This is a genomic window from Oceanobacillus salinisoli, from assembly GCF_009733865.1.
GTDB classification, from domain to species: domain Bacteria; phylum Bacillota; class Bacilli; order Bacillales; family Amphibacillaceae; genus Oceanobacillus; species Oceanobacillus salinisoli.
Map to the genome: position 1 here is coordinate 22,493 of NZ_WOFB01000002.1, position 20,914 is coordinate 43,406.

The following is a 20,914-nucleotide window of genomic DNA, read 5'->3' on the forward strand; positions in this document are numbered from 1 at the left end:
GGGCCCAATAACCCTCCTATTATTCATTTAAATAATTCGTAATCGCACGCGGCTGCTGCCCGCTCTTCCACTCGGTGTATCCAAAAATTTCATTGGAATCATAGTCATTCAGGTGAATGTCTAAATCATGGAAAATTCGGTGGGCATGAAGGACTCCTTCCACATCTTCCTCTTCCAGTGATTTTTCAACAACGAGGTAAGCATTGGTATAATCATTTAATAGGACATCATCCGTGGAATTTTCGATTAACCTTTCCAGACGCTCCATAATAATTTCAATGCGGTGCAAATCATTGCTGTCCTGAAAATCAAAGTTTTGATATCTTCCCCATCCGGTCATTTCATTCAACCGTTCATGCACTTCAGCAATGAGTTTATTTTCATCGACGTTCTTACCCGTTGTTTCGGAGGATGGACTTTCTTCATTGGCCTCATTGGATTGATCTGGTTCCTGATCTTCCGTTTTTATATTATCTATAACACTTTCTTTTTGTTCTTCCACAGCCCGTTCTTTTTCAGCCCGGTTCTCAATCACATTAAAAATAAACACAATGATTCCAATTGCCCCAACGAAAATAAGCGATAAAATCATATAAAAGGTTGTGTTGCTTTTGTTCTTTTTCATGTGCGTAATTCCCCCCATTAATAGAACATATTAAATTTCTCCAGAGGTATGTAAATCTTAGTAGACAGATTTTAGAAGAATCATAAGCAGATAAAGAAATATGTATTGTACTATATTTTATCACGTAATGAACTGGTTGTAAGCCCCCCACACTCAAGAATTTAAGATACTTCAACAATTATAAGCAGGTGGGAAGCCAATAACCTCCTGAATCGTTCAGAGCCCTTTAGGTCGTATCCTTGTGGAACTAACAATCGGGGGAATGAAAAAAACTGATTAAAGGTGCACTTTAGCTAGCTGGGATGGTGGAATCAAAATGCTTTTTAAAAGTTAGACTTTTTGATTTCCCCAAATGTATAAGAAAATCTGCTATGATGAGATATGTGAAAGAAACTATTTAAATAAGGTAGGATGATTGCATTGAATTACATCATTCGTTGGTCGGTGTTTTTAATTGGACTAATGATTTTCAGTTTGGGAATTACGATGACCATCAATGTCCAGCATTTAGGAATTCACCCTTGGGATGTGTTGAATGTTGCTTTATTTGATATGTTTGGGTTGTCGATTGGTTCCTGGGCTATTATTATTTCTGGTTTATTAATTATTATTTCTTGGATACTGGATAAGCGCTATATTAAAATTGGCACCTTTTTTAATGCAGTACTAATTGGTGTATTCGTTGACTTGTATATGTGGCTGGACTTTTTGCCGAAAGCCACTCAGACATGGCTGGATATTTTGGTAATGCTAATTGGGATTATTGTCATGGGAGTGGGCGGTGGCATATATAATGCCGCTGGAGTTGGATCAGGACCACGGGATGGTTTTATGCTGTCGATTTCTGAGAAGACAGGGCAATCCATTGGTAAAATACGAATTATCACTGAAAGTCTAGTCTTGGTTATTGGGCTGTTGCTTGGTGGACCGGTATTTATCGTTACATTTATTTTTACCTTCATTCAAAGTCCCATTTTTCAAGTAACCTATTTAAAACTAGCCGAACTGCTGAAACGACTGGAATCCAGTTATTTAAATAAACGTGCGGTTTCATAATGGAAAAAGGGGCTTGGAAAAAGTATTTTAGTCAAAGAAATCCGAACTATAATTCTGATGCTAGAATTGTAGTTCGGATTTTTCCTTTTAATGTTGCTGCCTTTTAACAACAACCAAACCTACCAAAAGGGAAGGTTTGTTCATCGATTTAACAAAATCAACAGCAAAATATTTCTGGTTTTATCCAAACTGACGAAAGGAAATATCATTTCTCCAGCAGCTGTCCCTCTAAAACGGATTTTTGGATTCTGCAGCCAATATAAATCCGTGCTAGAATGACAAAAATGAAGAAAGGAGTTTATGAAATGGCAAGAAACATAGATAAGGTTGTTTATTTTCCAGATAGAGTGCAGAATGAGTTATTTGATATTTTAGATGATATTTTTGATTTTGCCATTCATTCTTATCGAAGAATATTAGTCCATAAAACAGAGAGTATTATTTCGGACATCTCTGTAAACAAAGACCTGGAAAATCAAATGTTTTCCCCACTCATTTATTGGGCTATATTCTGTTCGCCAACTGGGATTAGGAACAATACAATCTATCACGAATATCTGCTTCGAAATAAGGAAAAGCTCTACAAGAAACATCCAAAAGTAAAGGAAGTGCTGGTGAAATGGCTGATTATTAATCCAGGATTTTATGATGTTGTAAACGATGAAAGTCTTAGTGGGCGGGTGTTTATGTTTCGGGACTTGTTTTCAGGAATCCAAAAGCTAGTCTGTGTCTATAGTAAGAAGCATCCAGTTCCAAAAAAGGGAGAATTAATAACTGGCATGCTGATCCCTATGGGTGATGGTTCGTACACAGCTTTACGAGGCTTCATCCAAATCCCGAACCATCTTACTAATATCGTTTCCAGTAAAATCATTCCTCCATCCAAAGCAAAAGCAGCCTTGCTAAACCACTCAAACCTTTCCTATCTATACCCATCCTTACTAAAAATGACACTACAGATAATGGATGCAGACCTAAAGGGGAGGGATCCCCAATGAAGGCAAATCTCCCGGAATTAAATGAGGAAAAACTAGAAGATATTATTAATCGAATGGCATGGAAAAGGGTACGAATTATTTTCATCGACCGAATTGTTAAAAATTCTTCATAAAGTTTTTTTATATGATTACAGTGGAAAACGCCAAAAACGGAAGAATGAGAGAGTATTATTCAAATGTTCGCGTTTTCTTGGTGTTTTGCAGAAATCTATTCGTATGTTATGATTCAAAAGTCTTTGACGGATCAAGCTAAAGGAAGCTTGGAAAATCTAAATAGAAAGAGGTAAAAACTTGAAAACAGAACAATTGAAGAGGGAATGGTTTGGCAATGTAAAAGGTGACGTGCTAGCAGGACTTGTTGTAGCGCTAGCGTTAATTCCAGAAGCGATTGCCTTTTCCATCATTGCTGGTGTTGATCCAATGGTAGGACTGTATGCATCATTTTGTATCTCGGTCGTTATCGCCTTTGTTGGCGGTCGACCAGGTATGATTTCTGCAGCTACAGGCGCTATGGCAATGCTAATGGTCAATTTAGTTGCACAGTATGGATTAGAATACTTATTAGCAGCAACGATTTTAACAGGTATTCTGCAAATTCTGTTTGGTGTATTTAAATTGGCTAATCTAATCAAATTCGTACCACGTTCGGTAATGGTCGGATTTGTAAATGCATTAGCTATCACCATTTTCTTATCACAGCTTACGCATTTTGTTGGTGAGACTTGGGTAATGTACGCATTGGTTGGTTTAACGTTGGCTATTATTTATCTTTTCCCACGAATTACAACAGCCATTCCTTCCACACTTGTAGCCATTATTGTTATAACAGCAATTGCTATTTTTGGAGGAATTGGTGTACGTACGGTAGGAGATATGGGTTCTCTAACCCAACAATTACCAGTATTTTTAATACCAAATATTCCATTTAATTTCGAAACTTTGATGATTATTTTCCCTTACTCTCTATCTCTTGCACTTGTGGGATTGTTAGAATCCTTGCTAACGGCAAATATAGTTGATGATATGACAGATACAGAGAGTGATAAAAACAAAGAATCACGAGGACAGGGGATTGCAAATATTGTCTCTGGATTCTTTGGTGGGATGGCAGGCTGTGCGATGATTGGTCAGTCTGTAATTAATGTGAAATCTGGTGGTAAAGGACGTTTATCCGCACTTGTTGCTGGAGTGTTCCTTATGTTTCTGATTGTTGTCCTGGGAGGTCTTGTCGTTCAAATCCCAATGGCAGCATTGGTTGGTGTTATGATTATGGTATCCATCAGCACATTCGACTGGTCATCATTAAAAACACTGCATAAAATTCCACGTACTGATGCACTTGTCATGATAGTTACTGTTGGAATTGTATTAGTGACACATGATTTATCAAAAGGTGTATTAGCTGGGGTATTACTAAGTGCCATCTTCTTTGCAGCGAAGATATCCAAGGTTAAGGTAGAAGAAGAATTGGATATGCGTAGTCAAAAACGAATTTATCGTGTAGAAGGCCAATTATTCTTTGCATCTGTCAATGACTTTACTGAAAAATTCAATTTCATGGATACCGTCAAAGATGTTGAAATTGATTTAACGAAAGCTCATTTATGGGATGACTCAGCAATTGGTGCCTTAGATAAAATCGAAATGAAATTGGAACAAAACGGAATTCGAGTCCATTACACTGGATTGAATACCGAAAGTAAACAGCTGAAGAATAAAATCGGAGGGCTTACAAAAGCATCCGGACATTAATTTATGAGAACGGGCAGTTATTCCTATTGGAATGACTGCCCGTTTAAGTTATGAGTAAGGAAGCTTATGCAGAACGTAATTAATCAGCATCACGTGGATTTGCTCGGCCTCCTGTCTAAATCGAGCGCCAGCAAAACGGAAACGCGCAACAGCGAAGCAGGAACGCGCGAGATTCCAATTAAATAGAGCGACAGCGAAGCAGAATCGCGCCACACCGAACAAAGTCAATCGTAGTTAACCGAACAAAATCGAGCAACAATCAAGTAGAACACACCGCACGAACTTATGAAAAAAACGAACTACCAGAAATCATCATTTCAATGCTCCACCAACATCATAGTCATCTAGATCAATCTCCAGCTCCTTCTCTAGGGCTAAATTAGCTAACTGCCGTCCAACATATGGTCCAGTTGTTAACCCGGATGATCCAAGCCCGTTGGCTAAGAGCAATCCCCCATATCCGGGGAGTTCTCCAATGACTGGCAAAAATCCTGGGGTAAATGGTCGGAATCCTACTCTGTTTTCCAAAAGCACACTGTTCTTCAGTCCCGGAGCTATGTCCATTACATTGGATAAAATTTCGTGTAGACCACCAGCAGTCGTTTGATAATCAAATCCGCTGTCATCCTCATGAGTGCTACCTAAGACAATTCGATCCTTAAAGGATAAAATATATTTATTGGTTGGCGGCATCACGACCGGCCATTTGGATGTATCTATATTTGGAATCTGGACATGGAGGATTTGTCCTTTTTGCGGAACGACATTCAAGTCAACATCGAGGGGTGCAAATAAATCCTTCATCCATGCACCGGATGTAGCTATCACTTTGTCCGCCTCAAAGACTTCATCTCCAATCGAAGCACCAGTAACTTGATTTTCGTTTACCATGAGGGAGGCATCACCATAGATTAGTGTGGCACCATGTTTTTGGGCGCCACGAAGCAGAGCGTCCCGCATAGCACGTCCATCAACTCTTGCTCCACCAGCAATATGGACGGCGCGGTACCCATCTGCCAACAGTGGAAACATCTCCTTTATTTCTGCTTCATCGAGAATGGTTACTTCACCAATTTCTGGTGCGTCATCCCGGCGTTTTAGTGCACGGTCTCTCATCGCAATTAATTTTTTCTCCTCGGTATGCAGGCTAATGGCCCCAACTTGGGAATAACCAGTTTTCTTTTCCCCGTCTGCAGCAAGTTCCTTAACCAGTTCAGGGTAAATTCTTGCTCCGCCTTTTGCTAATTGATACCAAGCTTTGTTACGGCGCTGGGTAATCCAAGGACAAATCATTCCCGCAGCAGCATCAGTTGCTTGTCCGAGATCATTTCGATCGATAATTACTACTTCAGCACCACTTTTGGATAAATAATAAGCTGTGCTTGCTCCTAATATCCCGGCACCAACAATGATATATTTACTCATAAATAACGACCTGTTTCATGGTTTTTACATTTTTTAATATATAATGGTACATGCTGCTGTATCCATATGAATTGCTCATACATGAAAATCCCTCCTACCTTCGTTACAATTATTACTATAAAAATAAAGAAACTAAATGTAAAATAATAATTACAGTGATTTTGAAAAGGGGGAGTAAGATTGTTGCAGAAAAATATTATTGGAAATATATTATTTTATAGTGGGCTCATTGTGATTATTACTGGGGTCATCTCCGCATATTTGAACGCAAATTATGTAAGTTATTCCGGACCATATGGAGAAGAGGAAATGACCTTTGAATGGAGATTCTTTTTTCAATCTGCAACCCAATCTATTTTTAACGGAATGATTCTCATTGCATTCTCGGAATTTATCAAATTGCTTGATGGATGGAAGAACAAAAAGATTCAAGTGAATATGCCTGCTACTCCAAGCAGTGATTATTCGAATGCATTAGAAATGAAACCAGAAGAAAAACTGGAAGCTTGGTCTATAAGTGAGGCGGACCAGAAAAAAATATATGAATTATACGCCGATCAAGCAATCCTGGAAATTACTGCATCAGATTGGAAGGGGTATTGCATTGTTAAGTTGCAGGATTATGATGGTCCACTTAGCCCGAATTTAAAAGTAGTGGATGTTCGTAATGCATCAGCAGAAGAAGTGCATCATCCAGAAATTATCCAAAAGCTTTTATCATCGTATCGTAATGCCTAGTATTGAAGTAGGAATAGCCTTGTGATAGAATTTGAAAAGGAATTATGCTATTCATATACGAAAAAATTATGATAATCTATTAGTTAGATGAAAATACATATTTAAAGGAGAGTTTCAAATGACAAAAAAATTAATATTTGGTCATAAAAACCCGGATACAGATACGATTTGTTCTGCAATAGCCTATGCAGATTTAAAAGGGAAAATTGGCGAAACAGCAGAAGCCGCAAGACTTGGCCAAGTTAATAAAGAAACGCAATTTGCATTAGATTATTTTCAAGTGGATGCACCTCCATTGGTGGAAGAAGTGGCTGAAGGATCGGAAGTTATTCTAGTCGATCATAACGAGTTCCAGCAAAGTGTAGACAACATCAGAGACTTAAAAATTACAGAGGTTATTGACCATCACCGTATATCCAACTTTGAAACGAAAGAACCACTATATTTCCGTGCAGAACCAGTTGGATGTACTGCAACCATCTTAAATAAAATGTACAAAGAGAAAAATGTAGAAGTTTCCAAAGAAATCGCAGGTCTGTTATTATCTGCCATTATTTCTGATTCTTTATTATTAAAATCACCAACATGCACACAGGAAGATGTGGATGCAGCCCATGAATTAGCGGAAATCGCCGGTGTGGATTTAGAAAAATACGGATTGGATATGCTTAAAGCAGGTGCGGATTTAAGTGATAAATCAGCACTTGAGCTTGTTACTATGGATGCTAAAGAATTTGCAATGGGTGACGCAAAAGTAGAAATTGCCCAAGTAAATACTGTGGATGCAGAAAAAGTGTATGAAATCCAAGCTGACTTGGAAACGGAAATTGAAAAAATTATCAGTGACAAAGGTTTAGACTTATTCCTATTTGTTGTGACAGATATCCTAAATAACGATTCTGAAGTTCTCGCACTTGGAAAAGGAAAAGGAAAAGTGGAATCCGGTTATGGTGTCACCTTAGATGAGAACAACCGTGCACTTCTAAAAGGCGTTGTATCACGTAAAAAACAAATTGTTAACGTACTAACAGAACAATTCACGAAATAACTGGTGCCTAACTGGTGCCTGTCACTTCCCGGAATTTGTCGAATTCTATCGTTTGGTTAGGGTAAGGGGTTAAATAGCTTTCTTTTTTAATGGTTATTGACCATGCCTGTACTTCCTTCCGTGTATAAATATCCATTTTTCTCAAACAATAAAATGGCGAAAGGAGGAAGTACGAATGGCAGGAAAACCGAAAGGACCGAAGCAGCAGGAACGACCTCGTTTGCCAAAAAGTCCAGAACAACCATATGGTGAACCATTGAGCGGATCAAAGAAAGTGAAAAATGCGAATCATTCTAGACAAAAACATAATCCTCATCATGATATGTAATCATCCCTAACCGAAAAAAACACTTCCATCGCCACGATGGAAGTGTTTTTTTGTTAACTACTTAATACGGAATTGGATGTTGAGCGATAGATTTTCCGGGAAATGACTGTTTGGACAATGATAAACAGTCCTCCAACTGCCCAGTACAGTGGAAGGGCAGCTGGAGCCGTCAGGGAGACGATCCCAATCATAATCGGAGAAATTAATCCAATTATTGCCATTTGCTGTTTCATTTTTGCATCCATCCCGATTTGAGATACTTTAAATTGAATGTAATAGATGACTACAGCGATAACGGTTAAGATTATATCGCTTTGCCCTAGGTCGAACCACAAAAAGGAATGGGTTGCAATTTCCGGTGTACGAAGAATTGCATAATAAAATGCGATTAAGATAGGGAACTGAATGAGCATTGGCAAGCAGCCACCCAGTGCGGCCAGTGGATTCATCTCATGTTTTTGGTACAGCTGGATCATTTCCTGCTGCATCATTGTCTGTGATTCCGCATCTTTTTTATTCCGGTATTTTTCCTGCAAGGCATCAAGATCAGGCTTCATGACCTTCATTGTATCTTTCATTTGAACACTGGACTTTGTCTGTTTCAACATAAATGGCATTAAAGCAAATCGAATGATTAGTGTAATAATTATAATCGATAAACCATAATTTTCGTTAAACATGTCGGCAATTCCCTTAATTAGCAAGGAAAACGGATAGACAAAATAATGATCGAACCATCCATCTGAATTAGCGTCAATAGGTTGGTCGACCGCGCTTTGACAACCAGAAAGTATAAGCAGGGTGAAAATCCCTAAAATCAAGCTATATTTTTTAAAGAAAGTGAATACAGATTTTGTTTCCATTGTTTTCCTCCTCGTAATTGAATCGAATGTATAAACGAGAAGGAAGGTGCTTCAGAATCATCATCTGGTGCTTCAATTCGCTTGGTTTTCGTCGTTATCCAGTTACGGATTTCTATGATTCTAGGAATACATTTTTGTTTAGGCAGCAGTCTAAATTCTACTTCATGACATTTGCGAATATAAAGCTGATTTTCCAATCCATGTTGCTGCCATTCAAAACGAATGCGCTCCAGGTAGACAATAGAAATGAATACACTTAAATAACAGTAAAAGGGTGATAATTCATTCAACAATTCATTGATTATTTCCAACAGCATCTGTATTTACCTCCTTTTTTGGCGTCCATTTAATAGTAGCACGTTTCAATCGTATGACAGGTTTCATTTTGAAGCAATTGAAAAGTTATCAAACTGAATGGAAACATTCCTTTTTCCATTCGTAATACCATTATCATACAAAAGTCCATGAATTTCAGACTGCAGACGGAGGGCGTTTCGAACTTCAGTTTGTAGGGGGTAAACAGGAAATGGGGTAGAATGAGTAGTAGGAGAAGTGAGGGAAAGGATGAACGCGGATGGAATCGATTATTGAGGTTCACAATCTTAAAAAGTCTTATAAAAAAAGGAAAACGAAAGAGGAAATTCATGCTGTGAAAGGAATCTCTTTTTCGGTAAATCGTGGAGAAATTCTTGGATTGCTTGAACCAAATGGGGCGGGAAAATCCACAACGATTAAAATGATTTGTGGCTTGGTGAAACCGGATTCTGGCCGTATTATCATTAAAGGATTGGATAATCATGAAAAACGGCTAAAAGCATTACGTCATATTAGTGCGGTTTTGGAAGGGAATCGTAATCTATATTGGCGTCTGACGGTAAGAGAAAACATGGAATATTTTGCAGGAAACAGAGGTTTTTCACGTAAGGAAGTAAGTGAACAGATTGATGGGCTATTAGCGGAATTTCATTTAAAAGATAAGGAATATGAATTGGTGAATCGTCTTTCCCGCGGAATGCAGCAAAAATTAGCAATTGCCGTTGCGATGCTTGCAGACAGTGATGTAATCTTGCTGGATGAACCAACACTTGGTTTGGATGTGGAGACGAGTTATGAGGTACGTGAACTACTGCAGCATGTAGCCCATGACCATCATCGGACAATTATTATAAGTTCTCATGATATGGATGTTATTCAGGATATTTGTGAACGGACTGTGATTATTAATAATGGTTCAGTAGTTACCGATGATAGGGTGGAAAATTTACTAAAGTTATTTGAAGTCCGTGCGTACAGTCTGACGTTGGGTGGACTGTTAACTGATCAGCAGCAGCAAATTTTACAGCAAAAATTTCCGTTATCTCAGTATATTCCAGATACTTATCAATCGACGTTCGAAGTTGAGCTGGAAAAAAGTGAAGAAATCTATGAATTATTCGACATCTTCAAAATAGAAAGTACACCGGTAGAAGCAATTGACCGGAAAACGGTGGATTTTGAGCAGATTTTTATGAAGATTGTAAAGGGGGAAGCAAAACATGAGATGGCTCCATCTTCTTAAAGCGAATACGAGAAAAGAATATATTGAATTAAAGCGATATTTGCCAAATACAATCGCTATGCTGCTTACATTTTATATTATTTTTCTTGCGATGTTTGCAGGGATTCAGGTGATTGGGGATCCAAGCACACAAGATATGAACGTTCAATTTGTCATTGTCAATTATATTTTCTGGTATTTGGCTATGGTTGTTGTACAAGATATTGGCTGGCAAATTACGAATGAAGCAACACAGGGAACACTTGAACAACTTAGCATGTCGCCAATGGGGGTATGGAAAATCATACTTACCCGTTTACTGGCTTTGGTCTTGGTTCATTTCCTGATTGTTGTAGTTCTGCTATATTTGTCTATGCTGACTACGGGCCAGTGGCTAAATATTGATGTCCTAACCCTTTTGCCAATTCTCGTTCTAACATTAATCAGTATGTTTGGTTTAGGATTTATCATTGCAGGGATGTCCATTATCTTTAAACAGGTGCAAGCTTTCCTGCAAATTTTGCAGTTTATACTTGCAGGGCTGGTGTTCGTTCCGTTATCCGTTGCACCATTTTTAGCTTTTTTGCCTATTGTAAAAGGAGTAGACCTTGTACGTAGTGTGATGATTGATGGAATTATATTAACTGGTATCGGTTTTGGTGATTATATGATTATCTTGTTTAATGCTATTTTTTATTTTGTTATAGGGCTAGTTTTCTTTTTAAATTGTGAGCGGATGGCGATGAAGAAAGGCTTACTGGCGCATTATTAATGTACTTTCTTTAGGCTATGATAGGCTTTGTCACTTAAGGGATAAATGCTGAGTTTTTTCTGTTTACCCTAAATTGGGTAATTGTTTATACATTCGTGTGACAGTTGACATAGGTTAATAGTGTATTACAACATGAAAGGAGATTATATATGCATCATCATCCACCACATTGCAAATGTCCAAAATGTGTTTATCCAACGAAAGTGAATCAAGTTAACACGTATTCAGAAAGCTGTGTAGAGCATGTTCATCCATCTCATACAAATGTAGTAAATCATCATACGATTAAAAACTATCATACGTATCCACACTCTACTTCCTATCAAAATCTAGTGAACAGTGTGGATATTCAAGGACCGGCATATGAAGTTCCGGCACCACCAGCACCAGCAGGACCAGGATTTGGCCCAGGAGCAGCACCGGGAGCGGCAGGACCAGGATTTGGCCCAGGAGCAGCACCAATGAATCCAGGTTTTGGAGCACAACCGTGGAGAAAAAGATAAATCATGTAATCTAGAAAAGCTGGCAAATAACTGCCAGCTTTTCCTTTACGTTAAAAAGGGATACAAAATTTATCACGTGATTAACTGGCTGTAAGGACCCTTAACGAGAATAATTCGAAATGCCTCAAGAATTATAAGTGGAGGACGGGCAACCAGTATTTCGATGCAGAAAAGTTTGTTACACTAAATATATGAAAAAAGAAGGCATTCAGAATAAGGCCTGCAAATGCTAATTACTAAATTGGTTTATAATGGTTCATAGCTAGGAAAGAGGGATACATATGAAAGTATTATCTGTAACAGGGTACAAGCCAATGGAAATGGGTATTTTTAAAGAGAATGATCCTAGGGTAACGTTTATAAAGGCAGCTATTCAGAAACGCCTAATCGGTTTCATTGAGGAAGGACTCGAATGGGTAATCGTTACCGGACAAATGGGGGTGGAATTATGGACAGCAGAGATTGTACTGGATTTAAAAGAAACCTATGACATTAACATCGCCATCATTCCTCCATTTGAAAACCAGGAAAGCCGCTGGCCGGATCCACTGAAGGAAAAATATCAGGAATTGAGCTTTGTGGTAGATTTTTATAAGCCTTTATATGAAGGGGATTATAAAGGTCCATATCAATTTAGGGCAAAAAACATGTGGCTGGTAGATAAAACTGATGGCTGCCTGTTCCTAATAGACGAGGAAAATCCAGGTAGCAATAAATATTTATATGATGTTGCAAAAAAAGCTGAGGATTATGAAATATTTGTGATAACGGCAATGGATTTAGAGGATATTGTAGAAGAGATAAGAATGAACGATCCGGATTATTGGGATTAAGTGGAAAAGTGAACACAGCTATATCCAAAAGCAATCCCTCTAACCTAATCAAAAAGAAACCATAATCATTCCACCAAATTCCGCATAGTATTTAATAAAATATATAAAGGTGGAATGTACTTATGTATTATCCATATTATTTATCTCCTCAAGGGAGCCAGGCTTATACTCAGAACAGCCAGTACCCGCATCAGCCAACTCTCAGCCCACATCCGAGCCTATATGAACCGAGCCCACAGCCAAGCAAACAGCAAACATCAATCCGTCAGCAATCCGAGCAAAATCAACAGCGCAAAATTACCGTAACAGGAACTGCCTCGATCTCAGCGCAACCGGATATTGCCAGTATTCGGCTTGCGGTTATTACGGAAGATTCCTCTCTCCAGCAGGCGCAGCAGGAAAATGCAAATAGGATGAATCAGGTAATCCATGCTATTGTTGGGCAGGGGATTCCAAGAGAAAAAATCCAAACTTCGTGGTTCGCCATTCAAGCGAGGTATGACTATGTAGAGGGAAGGCAGGTTTTTCGTGGATATGAGGTGTTAAACGAAATTACAGTTCGTATTCCAAATATCGAACAAACCGGTGTTATTATTGATACAGCGGTAAATGCAGGGGTTAACCGTGTGACCCATATTCAATTTACGATTGAAAATAGAGATGTGTATGAGCAGCAGGCACTACAGCTCGCTGTTAGAAATGCAACTGAAAAAGCTAGGGCCATTGCGGGTGCACTGCAAGTTATGATAAATGAAGAGCCGCTTAAGGTTACTGAAGAAATAGAAGAACAGCCACAAACGTATCAAGTCCTTGCAACAGCCCAAGATCAAGTTACTACACCGATTGAACCAGGACAGGTTGTGATAAAAGCCAGAGTAACCGCAGTTTTTCTATATTAAAAGGATTTAACCCGTTTGTATAGAATAATGTGTATAGATCATGACATACTTGGCAGAAAAGAAAGGGTAATAAATTAGGCTATTATCATAAAGCTTGCTTATAGCTAGGGTTTTACCAATGATGAATCTATATAATCCAGATATTGAAAAGAAATTCGTTGAGAAAGTGTTGGCGGAAAAATAAGAAAAACTCACATTCACTCGTCTTTTCTCCTTGAGTTACTGCATGATTATCTACTTGAATTATTTCCTTGTAGCTTCGTAGGGAGTGCTGCTTCACCGAATCACCTTGTAACACGATGAGCACATTTGTATTCATTTTTCCTATATTTTCTGATGTGTGGAATGAGTAAACAAAGCTTTAGAGTTGATGGGGAGGAAACAAAATGGGGGAATTTCCTAAGCTGGAGACCAAACGGCTGTATCTTCTGCAAGTCAGTCAGCGCTATAAGAGAGATTTATACGAAATTTTATCCTTGGATGAAGTGACGAAGTATTATGGAAAAGAAAATCTGGAAAGTATAGATGAAGCTACTGATCTGATTGATAATTTTTATCGATTATTTCAGCAAAACCGAAGCATCAGGTGGGGCATGGTATTAAAAGATACGGAGCAGTTTATTGGAACAGTGGGGCTAAATAATCTAAATCTCTTAAATAAAAAAGGAGAAATTGGTTATGAACTCCACCCTACATACTGGAGGAGGGGGATCACCAGTGAAGCTGTTCGGGAAGTGCTGAGCTATGCCTTTAATAAACTGGGGTTATTTCGAATTGGTGCGGTAACTTTTCCTGAGAACATTGCTTCCAATCAGTTATTGAAGAAAATGGGATTTAAACAGGAGGGACTGCTTAGGGGGTATTTGCATCAGAATAATCAATCACATGATGCGGTTATGCACTCCCTGTTAAAACCGGAATGGACTATGACAAAGAACGAGGATGGTAAGGTACAAGAAAGAATTCAGTTACCGATTATATGAAAGCAGAAAGCGAAGAAGGATGAAGGAGATGAATGGAAAAATAAAAGAATATAATGAAACATGTCCACCATCCATGCAAAAAAGTGGTGGAATAGGGATAAACCCTATTCTCGCCACAAGTAATCCATCATTTCGTTTGTAAATAAATTGGTATCTATATTACAAGTCTCTGCATCGATGGCGTATTGCCAGCCATACAGCATGGAGTTTTCTGGTCCTTGAGGATCGTATTCTGGAGCGTTATCTTTTGAGGTGGGCTCCTGTTGAGGAAATGCGGTCCATACGATAGTATTTTCCTGAACTTCCTGATCCATCGCATTGTATGCCTCTAATAGTGCACTTCCTTCATCAAATACACCATAGACCGCCGGATAATAGGAGGAATCTGTTAGCGTATCGTACCAGCCTTCCATAAATGCGGAGTCAACAGGATACTCTGGTTCGATATCAACAAAGAGTACAACCCCTTCTGGAATTCCTAATTCTTCGGCCATAGAGATAGCTTGGTTACCATGATCAACACCGTGATCATAGCCCACCGCTTCATTGACATGATTATAGATTACTAGAATTGGGATATCATTTTCATGGAGATAATTTACTTCCTCGCTATCCATACCAGCAGAAACGCCTTCTCTATCTCCTAAATAACGCCCCCAAACTTCTGGTTCACCAAAGTTATCAACCACACATGAATATACATTTTCATTGGTATAGCTAGCTGAATCTACACCCCAGTAATATTCTTGAGAGGACTCTTCTTCATTGTTCGCATCTTCCCCGTTTCCTTCTTCCTCGTTGCTGCCGGAATCTTCTTTATTATTTTCTTCATCCTCGTTTGCATCTTCTTTATTATTACCTTCTTCACCGGAATCTGCATCCTGATTATCCCCGTCATCTCCAGATTCCTCATCTTCAGAAGGCTGTTCAGTAGGGGGGGATTGCTCTTCCTTTTCACTTTCATTTATTGACGGTGCAGCCAGAATGAAAATTAACAAAAACGATATGGCAAAGAAAGCAGCCAAGCCAAATAGAGTGAAAATGAAATAGTTACGCATCATACGCCTTTTCCCTCCTTTCCACACCTAATGCAGTATATTAAGGAGGGTGATCCGGTGTGCGGGAAAAGGGCTCTGGTAGTAAAAAAACATTGGGATAGGTGATTCACTTGTCACGGCTGTAATTTATCAGGTGATTAACTGGCTGTAAGACCCTTAACGAGAAAAATTCGAGATGCCTCAAGAATTATAAGTGGGGACGGTCAGCCAGTAAACTCCTGATTCGTTGATAGGCCTTTAGGTCATCCTTTAGAGCTAACAATCAGAGGGGATGGAAAAACCCACACTGATTGAAGGTTCACTTTATCGGGTTACTAACAGTATGAAGAAGGTAAGCATAATGACTCATGTCCTTAAATATGTATATAGTTTTCATTATCAACTTATTCGTGGTAATTGTGGTGTGTGCAAACAGAGGGGGATGAACTAAATTGGCAGTATTGGCTCATCAAGGAATTTCATCAATTCCAATAAGAAGAAAAGCATGGTATGAGGTATGAAAACAATGCTTTTTTTCCATAGATAAATAGGTTATAATATTACAAACTATTATCGACTCACTAACAATTAAAGGGTGATATGTTTTGGATTACATCATTCGTTTAATGACAAAGAAGGATATATCACAGGTACAGCATGTTGCAAAGACAAGCTGGAATAATACATATGAGGGTATCATTCCGCTGGAGATTCAAAATGAATTTTTAAAAAATGCCTACAGTTCTAAAAATATGAAAAGGCGATTGAAGTACACGACCGTTTTTGTTGCGGAAGTGGATGGCAAAATTGTAGGATTTGCCAATTATTCTCCTGTCTCCAGGGATGGTTCTACGATTTTAGGAGCTATTTACATATATCCAGAGTACCAGGGCAAAGGTATTGGCTCTGCTTTCTTGAAAGAAGGAATGGAAGAGCTGGGAGATGTTAGAGAAATTCAATTAAACGTGGAGAAAAATAATACCATTGGCATGCGGTTTTACCGGGCTAAAGGTTTCGTTAAGGTAAAAGAATATGAAGAGGACTTTGATGGACACATACTGCAAACGGTTAAAATGGTATTAAAGGTGAAAGATAATATAAATGCTAGAAAAAATGGTTAGGATGTTTTCATGAAGAAAAAAGATTCATTTAATGAATTAAAATTTGGTGGAAAAATCGTTGTGATGACCTTATTTGGGTTGTTAACTACGGTCGTAGTATTGTTCGTTGTTGGAGCATACTTTTTTGGATTCGCTGGATTTTTTCATGTGTTTAATGTTGAATATGAATCTAACGGGGCACTGTTGTTGTTTCTTATTTTTTATCTCATATTAAATTTTTTTACTAGTTTATTTGCTCAAGCTTCTCTTATCATTTCGTCTGCCTATGTGAAGGATAAAAATAAAATCGTCACCATGAAAATTTTGTTGGAATTTCTGTTCGCCTGGTTAGCGATATATGTTGTCGATGAAATGATGGTTCGTATTCAGGTGCCTGTTGGGACAGAAATAACATTAGCTCTAATACTAGTAGTTGCCGATCATTTAATGGCTGGAAAGAGAAAATCTCCTAAAAAAGCTTAAAAATAAACAAATGGGAAGAAGGATGGGGGACGGTTCTCTCTTCTTCTTTTTTTGTATAGAAATAAGGTGGGAGAACTTGTAAGGATATTGAAAAAGCCTTTTTAAAAATGAACTCTCTTACTTTCATTAAAAATCCCTCTTCATGTTGTAACCGTATACATCACCTATATGTACATCTTATCATAAATGTTTATTTCAATGAATATTAATTTTTTGTCCATTTTATGTACAAACTTGGGCGATTCGAATTGGTAAAAAATACACTTTGCTACGCTATATCTTTAAGTGCGTGTTCAAAGGAGGATGAAAAGGACCGAAGTTCGAGGCGGTGAAGCTTTGAGTAGCGGAACGTATGCAGTTAATACGTGAGCAGCGGAAAAGCGAGCCAACGAGCTTGCGCGTGTTGTGGTGACTTCTACGTTGCCCACAGGACAAGGAACACTTCGTCAGCGATACATCGCACGCAGAAAAAGTGCTTTTCTTTTTCAAGGACGTGGGCGGTTTTAGTAGAAGGTTCCCTATATAGATGTGTCCTTTTCACCGGACTTTTTGAACATCTTCTTTAAGTAGCAATTCGGTTTCTGGTGTATTATCGTGAATACCTGATATGACCAAGAATCTCATCCTCTGTGCCCACTTGCCCATTTCTTACCTCCTATATTAGCGAAATCTTCTTAATGTAATTGAGCCAAAATGCAGGAAAACTGTCTGTATTTAGCGAATTAAAGAAAGCAGATGCCAAAGCAGGTGCCTGTCACTTCCCGAAATTTGTCGAATTGGTTTTGCGAAGGGGGATAGAAATGCTTGAATATACGATAGGTTTTATTAAACGTGGGAATGAGATTTTGTTGTTAAATCGAGAGAAATCAAGTTGGATGGGGAGATGGAATGGAGTTGGCGGAAAACTGGAAGCGAATGAAACACCTACTATGTGTATACAAAGAGAAATAAAGGAAGAGACTGGGATCGTTATTCATGATGCAGCATACAAAGGGATGGTGACATGGGAAGTAGATAGTTCCCATGTTGGCGGAATGTACGCGTATATTGCAGAAGTACCAGAAGACTATACATATCATACCCCAATAAAGACGGATGAAGGAATACTGGACTGGAAAAAGATTGATTGGGTTCTACATCCTAAAAATGAGGGAATCGCCAATCTAAAATACTATTTAACAAAAATGCTAGAAGATGATCGTATGTATGAACATCGATTTGTTTACCAACAGGGAGAAGTTACAGAATTCCATTCAATTGAATTAGAAAAGAAGATCAGCAGCAGGACAAAATTACATGCTAAGAATAGGTAAAGCAGGATTTTGCCTACTAGGATAACAGGCTGCGTGAAACACTGTGATAACGAATAGGAGAAATAGTGGATGGGATACATAGAAGATTTACGAAAAGCAGTTGGGCAACGACCACTGATTTTACCAGGCGCAGTGGCAGTAATGGTCGATGTCTCTAGCAGGATTCTCCTGGAGCAGCGAGTCCATCCGGAAGGCACCTGGGGATTGCCAGGAGGATTAATGGAATTAGGGGAATCCACAGAGGATGTCGAAAGCGGGGAAGTATGGGAAGAAACCGGGCTGTCTATTGATCATCTGCATTTAATCAATGTTTATTCCGGCCCTGAAAATTTTGTGAAAGCAGCAAATGGAGATGAATTCTATACGGTAACGGTTGCTTATTATACAACCGAATTTTCGGGGGAAATAACGATAGATAAAACGGAATCTGTGATGGCCGAATTCTTTTATCCCGATCAATTGTCAAAGAAAATAATAAGAAATTATCGCATAATTTAGATAAGTTTTTGACAAATCATTACACAAAGTTAAAAAGGGGAGTGGAAGAAAAAAATGGCTTTTGAATATTTGAGGCCCATCTTTACCACGTGATCAACAGCCAGTAAACTCCTGATTCGTTCATCTAACTATCAGTGGGGGATGAAAAAAAACCCCATTGATTGAAGATTCACTTTATGACGTGTTTAATAGTACTAATTTCTTTATTGCTCGTCATTATATTTCAGTGAACGCGAATCGTAAACCTATTTTCTGTCCTACTTATATCATTTCTTTGTATTATTATATCTGGGATTATTCTATTTCAGCTGGGAATCATTACAGATGAATGGAGTCAAGCTGGGGACACTGTATCAACTTATCTTTTCCTTGGTATATGTGGTTTTGGTGTGTTGAACGTCACTATTTACAATTGGAGAAGGCAATAAGAAACAGGAGATCCGAAGTCATTTGGGAAAAGTAGAAAAAATAGTATTTTTTGTGTTTTTCCGAATAGCGGTATAGATACAGATGGAAATTCATGAAATAGCTACTACAAGAAAGTAATGGAAGAATTAGGTGTCCAAAAAATCTAATAAGGGCAGCTTGATAAGGTTTGGTAAAATGGAATATGTACTTTTATTTAGCTGAAGTCATTCGTGGGAAATTAACTCAAGGTACGGTATGAGTGAGGATTTTTCCATTGTTCATAAAGGAGACCATGAATCAGCTGTAAATGAATATTGATAAACTTAGTTGTTTCGATGTAAAACATGAAATAGTAAATGTATAATGGATACATATATACAATGGCTGTTGTTGGAAATGAGGGGGAAAACTATGATTTTACGGATCATCCAGAAAGCAATGAAAATGGATGTCAAAATAACCATATTTATTGGGCTGTTAGCTTTCATCATAATATCTACAAGGATAATACAAATGATCGAGCCAGAGACGTTTCCAAACTATTTTGAAGCTTTATGGTGGGTGATGACCACTGTGACGACGGTAGGTTATGGAGATGTGTCCCCTGTTACATGGGGGGGCAAGCTATTTGCTATGGCGATTGTTTATATTATTGGAATTGGTTTAATGGGTGTTGCGGTTGGATACATAGTCGATGTTTATGTTGAATTTAAAAAGAAAAAGGAGAGCGGGAAATTGACGTTTAAAGGGAATAATCACCATGTTATTATCAATTATTCAAGAAGATCCAAGGAAACATTGAAAGAATTACTCGCCATGCATAACGAAAAAGATATTGTCCTGATTGATGAGGGGCTGGAGAAGAATCCATTTGATAATGACCGTGTTCACTTTATAAGTGGAGATCCTGCAGACATTCAGACCCTTTCACGAGCAAATTTTTTGGATGCGGAGTCGGTCATGATTTTTGCTTCTGATACGGTTAATCACTCCTCCTTAGCCGATGGTCAAACACTGTTAATTGCAACGGCGATAGAAGATTATGCGAAAAAGTCACAAAAGCCGGTCTATACGATTGCCGAAATTAATGATGAGATACATATTTCCAGCTTTCTTCACTGTGGGATTGATGAGTTTGTGACACCAAATCATACAAGTGCCAGATTAATTGCCAAAAGCGGATCTTATAAAGGAGTCAGTGAGGTGTTCCGTCAGCTAGCTTCCTCCAATTACGGAGAAGATATTTTTACAATCACACCACATCGAAACTGGCACACGTATCAGGATGCATTCAATGATTTATATGAAAAGGGAGCAACCTTATTATCTGTTGATAATAAATTAAATGTATCAGCCAAATCCGATGAAGCACTTAGCCCGAAATCTAAATTACTGATTGTATGTCAGGAGAATACGTATAGGAAGATTCAGGAATATGTGGCTAAATAATAAATAAGCAGGTTTTTTAGGATTACGCTGTTATAGGTTTTGTTTGATCATAATTGAGAAAAAAACACGGCATTTAGGATGAATATCAATGAAAAGGTTAATTTAAAAGGGAAGTATTTAAACAAAGGAGTATGAGATAAATGACACAATCCAAACGGCAACGAGAACGTCAATGGAAGGGACGAAAGCAATCACAAAATCCACATGGAAATGTAAAATCCTTTGAACAGCTAGCCGATGAGGCTGGAAAAGATGAAAGAAAATAA

Annotated in this window: 23 protein-coding genes; 18 read left to right on the forward strand and 5 right to left on the reverse strand. The window is 38.3% G+C overall.

The features are described 5' to 3' along the window. Positions 1-19 precede the first annotated feature (19 nt). Positions 20-625 (reverse strand): hypothetical protein, encoded by a 606-nt coding sequence (locus GMJ66_RS01970; RefSeq protein WP_156288675.1) that lies wholly within the window; start codon positions 623-625, stop codon positions 20-22. Between the two features lie 420 nt (positions 626-1,045). Between GMJ66_RS01970 and GMJ66_RS01975 the strand changes: the two genes are divergently transcribed. The 3 genes from GMJ66_RS01975 to GMJ66_RS01985 all read left to right on the forward strand — a co-directional run bounded on the left by GMJ66_RS01975 (position 1,046) and on the right by GMJ66_RS01985 (position 4,431). Beyond that, positions 1,046-1,681: a YczE/YyaS/YitT family protein gene (locus GMJ66_RS01975; protein ID WP_156288676.1), complete on the forward strand. Its 636-nt coding sequence runs from the start codon at positions 1,046-1,048 to the stop codon at positions 1,679-1,681. Positions 1,682-1,986: 305 nt separating this feature from the next. Further along, a complete protein-coding gene (locus GMJ66_RS01980; protein ID WP_156288677.1) occupies positions 1,987-2,679 on the forward strand; it encodes a hypothetical protein in 693 nt (230 codons plus the stop codon). A 291-nt stretch (positions 2,680-2,970) separates the two neighbouring features. Next, positions 2,971-4,431, forward strand: coding sequence for a SulP family inorganic anion transporter (locus tag GMJ66_RS01985; protein WP_156288678.1), 1,461 nt, complete (start codon positions 2,971-2,973; stop codon positions 4,429-4,431). Positions 4,432-4,743: 312 nt separating this feature from the next. On the opposite strand, the gene GMJ66_RS01990 is transcribed toward GMJ66_RS01985, so the two are convergent. Then, complete coding sequence (locus GMJ66_RS01990; protein ID WP_156288679.1) at positions 4,744-5,856, reverse strand: NAD(P)/FAD-dependent oxidoreductase; 1,113 nt, start codon at positions 5,854-5,856, stop codon at positions 4,744-4,746. Positions 5,857-6,036: 180 nt separating this feature from the next. Here GMJ66_RS01990 and GMJ66_RS01995 point away from each other — a divergent pair, with 180 nt between their 5' ends. From GMJ66_RS01995 to GMJ66_RS02005, 3 genes are all read left to right on the forward strand, one after another. Further along, positions 6,037-6,594 carry a hypothetical protein gene (locus tag GMJ66_RS01995; protein ID WP_156288680.1) on the forward strand — a complete coding sequence of 186 codons (558 nt, stop codon included), beginning with the start codon at positions 6,037-6,039 and terminating at the stop codon, positions 6,592-6,594. Positions 6,595-6,712: 118 nt separating this feature from the next. Beyond that, positions 6,713-7,642 carry a manganese-dependent inorganic pyrophosphatase gene (locus GMJ66_RS02000; protein ID WP_156288681.1) on the forward strand — a complete coding sequence of 310 codons (930 nt, stop codon included), beginning with the start codon at positions 6,713-6,715 and terminating at the stop codon, positions 7,640-7,642. Between the two features lie 175 nt (positions 7,643-7,817). Beyond that, positions 7,818-7,970 carry a small acid-soluble spore protein P gene (locus GMJ66_RS02005; protein ID WP_156288682.1) on the forward strand — a complete coding sequence of 51 codons (153 nt, stop codon included), beginning with the start codon at positions 7,818-7,820 and terminating at the stop codon, positions 7,968-7,970. Between the two features lie 53 nt (positions 7,971-8,023). Here GMJ66_RS02005 and yidC read toward each other — a convergent pair whose 3' ends face one another. Then, positions 8,024-8,833, reverse strand: a complete 810-nt coding sequence (gene yidC / locus GMJ66_RS02010) for a membrane protein insertase YidC (RefSeq protein WP_156288683.1) — start codon at positions 8,831-8,833, stop codon at positions 8,024-8,026. Then, positions 8,788-9,150, reverse strand: a complete 363-nt coding sequence (locus tag GMJ66_RS02015) for a hypothetical protein (RefSeq protein ID WP_156288684.1) — start codon at positions 9,148-9,150, stop codon at positions 8,788-8,790. The genes yidC and GMJ66_RS02015 overlap by 46 nt, the downstream gene beginning before the upstream one ends. A gap of 257 nt (positions 9,151-9,407) precedes the next feature. Here GMJ66_RS02015 and GMJ66_RS02020 point away from each other — a divergent pair, with 257 nt between their 5' ends. The 6 genes from GMJ66_RS02020 (at position 9,408) to GMJ66_RS02045 (ending at position 14,360) form a co-directional block, all read left to right on the forward strand. After that, positions 9,408-10,391 (forward strand): ABC transporter ATP-binding protein, encoded by a 984-nt coding sequence (locus tag GMJ66_RS02020; protein WP_156288685.1) that lies wholly within the window; start codon positions 9,408-9,410, stop codon positions 10,389-10,391. Continuing rightward, positions 10,369-11,142, forward strand: a complete 774-nt coding sequence (locus GMJ66_RS02025) for an ABC transporter permease (protein ID WP_156288686.1) — start codon at positions 10,369-10,371, stop codon at positions 11,140-11,142. The genes GMJ66_RS02020 and GMJ66_RS02025 overlap by 23 nt, the downstream gene beginning before the upstream one ends. A 149-nt stretch (positions 11,143-11,291) precedes the next feature. Next, positions 11,292-11,645: a CotD family spore coat protein gene (locus GMJ66_RS02030; protein ID WP_156288687.1), complete on the forward strand. Its 354-nt coding sequence runs from the start codon at positions 11,292-11,294 to the stop codon at positions 11,643-11,645. 281 nt (positions 11,646-11,926) lie between these two features. Then, positions 11,927-12,478, forward strand: coding sequence for an SLOG family protein (locus tag GMJ66_RS02035; protein WP_156288688.1), 552 nt, complete (start codon positions 11,927-11,929; stop codon positions 12,476-12,478). A 122-nt stretch (positions 12,479-12,600) separates the two neighbouring features. Then, positions 12,601-13,377 carry an SIMPL domain-containing protein gene (locus GMJ66_RS02040; RefSeq protein ID WP_156288689.1) on the forward strand — a complete coding sequence of 259 codons (777 nt, stop codon included), beginning with the start codon at positions 12,601-12,603 and terminating at the stop codon, positions 13,375-13,377. 386 nt (positions 13,378-13,763) lie between these two features. Beyond that, on the forward strand, positions 13,764-14,360 hold the full coding sequence (locus tag GMJ66_RS02045; RefSeq protein WP_156288690.1) for a GNAT family N-acetyltransferase: 597 nt from the start codon (positions 13,764-13,766) through the stop codon (positions 14,358-14,360). A gap of 104 nt (positions 14,361-14,464) precedes the next feature. Here GMJ66_RS02045 and GMJ66_RS02050 read toward each other — a convergent pair whose 3' ends face one another. After that, on the reverse strand, positions 14,465-15,421 hold the full coding sequence (locus GMJ66_RS02050; protein ID WP_231514785.1) for a glycoside hydrolase domain-containing protein: 957 nt from the start codon (positions 15,419-15,421) through the stop codon (positions 14,465-14,467). A gap of 581 nt (positions 15,422-16,002) precedes the next feature. Here GMJ66_RS02050 and GMJ66_RS02055 point away from each other — a divergent pair. The 6 genes from GMJ66_RS02055 to GMJ66_RS20545 all read left to right on the forward strand — a co-directional run bounded on the left by GMJ66_RS02055 (position 16,003) and on the right by GMJ66_RS20545 (position 20,914). Next, complete coding sequence (locus tag GMJ66_RS02055) at positions 16,003-16,518, forward strand: GNAT family N-acetyltransferase (RefSeq protein WP_197046578.1); 516 nt, start codon at positions 16,003-16,005, stop codon at positions 16,516-16,518. A gap of 9 nt (positions 16,519-16,527) precedes the next feature. Beyond that, positions 16,528-16,980: a YrvL family regulatory protein gene (locus GMJ66_RS02060; protein WP_156288691.1), complete on the forward strand. Its 453-nt coding sequence runs from the start codon at positions 16,528-16,530 to the stop codon at positions 16,978-16,980. Positions 16,981-17,780: 800 nt separating this feature from the next. Next, positions 17,781-18,293 (forward strand): NUDIX hydrolase, encoded by a 513-nt coding sequence (locus GMJ66_RS02065; protein WP_156288692.1) that lies wholly within the window; start codon positions 17,781-17,783, stop codon positions 18,291-18,293. A 69-nt stretch (positions 18,294-18,362) separates the two neighbouring features. Beyond that, positions 18,363-18,791, forward strand: a complete 429-nt coding sequence (locus tag GMJ66_RS02070) for an NUDIX hydrolase (RefSeq protein WP_331279651.1) — start codon at positions 18,363-18,365, stop codon at positions 18,789-18,791. 819 nt (positions 18,792-19,610) lie between these two features. Continuing rightward, positions 19,611-20,648 (forward strand): potassium channel family protein, encoded by a 1,038-nt coding sequence (locus GMJ66_RS02075; RefSeq protein WP_197046579.1) that lies wholly within the window; start codon positions 19,611-19,613, stop codon positions 20,646-20,648. 140 nt (positions 20,649-20,788) lie between these two features. Then, a complete protein-coding gene (locus tag GMJ66_RS20545) occupies positions 20,789-20,914 on the forward strand; it encodes a DUF6254 family protein (RefSeq protein WP_231514786.1) in 126 nt (41 codons plus the stop codon).